The organism is Heliobacterium mobile (assembly GCF_009720735.1).
GTDB classification, from domain to species: domain Bacteria; phylum Bacillota; class Desulfitobacteriia; order Heliobacteriales; family Heliobacteriaceae; genus Heliobacterium; species Heliobacterium mobile.
This window is the reverse complement of sequence record NZ_WNKU01000070.1, coordinates 1-2,753: the sequence shown is the minus strand read 5'-3', so window position 1 is coordinate 2,753 and position 2,753 is coordinate 1. Positions and strand designations below refer to the sequence as shown.

Annotated in this window: 2 protein-coding genes and 1 pseudogene; 1 reads left to right on the top strand and 2 read right to left on the bottom strand. The window is 41.8% G+C overall.

Features of this window, described 5'->3' with window-relative positions:
- Nucleotides 1-9: 9 nt before the first annotated feature.
- The gene (locus tag GJ688_RS21190; RefSeq protein WP_268892123.1) at nucleotides 10-138 is read right to left on the bottom strand and encodes a hypothetical protein; all 129 of its coding nucleotides are present in this window, start codon (nucleotides 136-138) and stop codon (nucleotides 10-12) included.
- Between the two features lie 316 nt (nucleotides 139-454).
- Between GJ688_RS21190 and GJ688_RS19385 the strand changes: the two genes are divergently transcribed.
- Complete coding sequence (locus GJ688_RS19385) at nucleotides 455-1,744, top strand: IS4 family transposase (RefSeq protein ID WP_155478142.1); 1,290 nt, start codon at nucleotides 455-457, stop codon at nucleotides 1,742-1,744.
- Nucleotides 1,745-2,002: 258 nt separating this feature from the next.
- Here the strand turns inward: GJ688_RS19385 and GJ688_RS20450 are convergent.
- A pseudogene (locus GJ688_RS20450) lies at nucleotides 2,003-2,753 on the bottom strand (hypothetical protein); the annotation flags it as partial.

The following is a 2,753-nucleotide window of genomic DNA, read 5'->3' as shown; positions in this document are numbered from 1 at the left end:
CTCTCTTAACTAACAACCGTCACCAGCGTAACCGACGCCAATAATCGCAGGGTAAAAAGCTCCAATAACGATGAGAGCGATAGCAAGCCCGACTACGGTAGGGAATCCAACGTAACCACCAGCAACAGCAGCACCCATGTTAACGCCTCCTCTCGGATCGATTAAGGAACAACTGCAGTTCCATTTTATGGGTTTAGCAGCTTAGGTGTGGACGAAAAAGACCGCCGGGATTTCATTCCCAGCGGTTAAGCATTGTAGCTTTAGCCTTTTTGATCATCATTATTGCGATCCTTGGTTACCCCGCTATTACATTATGAAAAAGCTGATTACCGAGTGTACGCATTAGTGTTCGGTTAACCCTATACTAACCAAATATAGAATATGCGGGAAATAAGGATTTTTGGCACTCCGTGTCGAATACTTGTGGCATTCAAATGACACGGAGGCGTGCCCAATGTTTGAATTACCGAAAGAAGAACAAGCCATCGAGAAGAAGCTAACGGAACTTTATCCAAAAGAGTGGTTACTAAAAACTGCAATTGAAGTAGGTTTTGTTAAAAGAGATCGCAAAGTCGATCCTGTGGTCTTTTTTTGGTCATTGGTCTTAGGGTTTGGGGTCGGACTTCAACGTACCTTGGCGGAACTAAAACGAACGTATACCAGCATGGCCGCAAACAAAATTGCCATGTCATCATTTTATGATCGATTCAAACCTGAACTCGTCGCGTTTTTGAAGCAATGTGTTCAAAAAGCGGTTGCAGACATGGCAAATGAACCGACTGTATGCATGTCCGCCACACTTAAAGGATTTCTTGATTTGCTTCTTGTCGACAGCACACTGATTCATCTTCATGAAAAATTAGCCAATCGTTGGCCCGGCTCCCGAACGAACTCATCCCCGGCTGCCATTAAATTGAACCTATTGATGAGTGCATGGGGAAAGGGTCCTCGTAACGTAGAAGTGGTAGAAGGGAAACGAAGCGAACAAGGTCTGTTGGATTTGGGGCCATGGGTAAAAAACCGAATTCTATTAATGGACTTGGGTTACTTTGACCATCAACGATTTCAAGAGCTCGACGCACTGGGGGGGTTCTTTGTATCTCGCGTAAAGAGTAACTGTAATCCACTCATTCTTCGGTCTTTGAAAAAAAGAAAAGGGATAACGATTGCCGGCCAACGATTTAAAGCCGTCAAAGACCAGTTTCAAAAGGAAACCGTCGATCTGGAAGTGATGCTTTCCACAAAGAAGCAGGACAATGAAAATCGCCCCCTGCGTGTAATTGGTATGTGGAATGAAAATAAAAAGTCGTATCATTTTTATGTGACCAATATCCCTGCAGACTGTGTGACACCGGAAGATATTGCGAAACTTTATAGTGCACGATGGGCCATTGAGTTGGTCATGAAGGAATTGAAAAGTTCCTATGCCCTGGAGCAGATATCTTCTGCGGATGATTGCGTCGTCGAAGCGTTAGTGTATACGGCGATATTAACACTTATCGTTAGTCGAAACATCCTCGGAGTGCTGAAAGAACAGTATCCACAAAATACTCAGCGACTTACCCCGCTTCGCTGGTCCAAAATATTTGCGGCAACAGCGTACAATGTTCTTAATGCGGTATTAATTTATGAAGGAATCAATCCGCGCGGATACAATCCGCTGACAGGGGCTTTCCTCGCGGAAGCCATTGACCCCAATGTCAATCGAAAGCGACTTCTTGACCCTTGGGTGGTATTTGATTGAATCTATGGTAATAGGTGTCTTAACCGAACACCGATGCGAGTGTACGCATTGGAGTATAAAAGTAATTCTGAGGTCAGCTCTAATCTTTAACTTCCCTTCCCACCCCACTACAGATAACCTACACCTGCCTCCTCGAAATCAGTCAATCTGTACTAACGAAAGGAGCAGGTGTTTCTTTACGATAATATAAAAAATGCGTCTGGCCTTACCACTGCCAAACGCTTTTCCATTTCTTAAGCCCGTACTTTCCTATTTCTGCTAATCATCATTATATCTATCTTGGAAATCAGACGGTCTCCTTACTGGTTGAGCAATAAGTTCAGACAATGACCGTTTTGACGCAAGATTTCCATGTCGTGTTTCCAATTTTAACAGAGACACCAGAATACCTCGTGCAACTATTCCATCTGTAGTTAAAAAGATAAAATCTATTATCGGCCCAAACGAAATAAAATATCTAAATGCATCCAATCTAACTAAAATTAGAAAGTATAATCCAAAAGCAAATGCACCGGCCCAAATTACGTTCCACAGAAAAAAACTCTTCCAAGAAGACGTGTATTGGTATACAAGCATCCCGTATAAAGGTATTAGCGTAAGGTCGCCTAGAAAGAAGTTGGGGTTTAACGGAAGTACCCTTTTAAATTGTATCCATAAATCGAATTGTGAACCGGTTGCGTTATAAACCGAGAAAGAAACAGCTACTAACGAACCGAAAAGCAGTATTTCAATGATACGTTTCTTGTCTACTAAATAGAAAAATAAGACGTAAGAAAATAGTATAAGCAATACCCCGCTTAACCACAGAGGAGATAGAAAATGTTCAGTAACCCACTGGGTAATAATTAGGTTATTTAAGTACTTTGATGCCTCAAGAACTTGAGCGTTGGTTACCATTTTATCCTCCGAAATATAATTACTCCATATTAATAGAGTCTGTCTAAAAAGCCACCCATAAAGCAATGAACCTTTAAAGGATTTTTCCATTTTATGTCGAATGGATATAGGA

Bases quoted from the DNA above. Each gene is read 5' to 3' on its own strand.
- GJ688_RS19385 (WP_155478142.1), top strand. From the start codon at position 455: ATGTTTGAATTACCGAAAGAAGAACAAGCCATCGAGAAGAAGCTAACG.
- GJ688_RS21190 (WP_268892123.1), bottom strand. From the start codon at position 138: ATGGGTGCTGCTGTTGCTGGTGGTTACGTTGGATTCCCTACCGTAGTC.